Genomic DNA, 370 nt, shown 5'->3' on the forward strand with positions numbered 1-370 from the left:
GACGGGTTTTGTAGTGGTCTAAGTAAATCAGTTCCTTCTTTAGAACGCTGTGAAAGGATTCGATACAGGCGTTGTCATAACAGTTCCCCTTGCGGCTCATGCTGCCTTTCATATGATACTTAACCAGCTTAGCTTGATACTCGTGAGATGCGTATTGGCTCCCTCGATCAGAATGATGCAGAACCCCTTTGCCCGGTCGTTGGACACGATAGGCTTGGTCAAGGGCCTGAATGACTAACTCTTTAGTCATCCGAGAATCCATGTGGAATCCTACGATTTTGCGGCTGTACAAATCCATCACGCTCGCCAAATAAAGCCAGCCTTCATCAGTGGGAATATACGTAATATCCGTCATCCACACCTCGTTTGG

1 protein-coding gene is annotated in these 370 nt (G+C 47.0%); it reads right to left on the reverse strand.

Going from position 1 to position 370, the window contains the following annotated elements:
- Positions 1 to 370: IS3 family transposase (locus E0698_RS26340; RefSeq protein ID WP_192513441.1), on the reverse strand; the 370-nt coding region annotated here is incomplete at both ends.

It is taken from the genome of Paenibacillus sp. 23TSA30-6 (genome assembly GCF_014858585.1).
In the GTDB taxonomy this organism is placed as follows: domain Bacteria; phylum Bacillota; class Bacilli; order Paenibacillales; family Paenibacillaceae; genus Paenibacillus.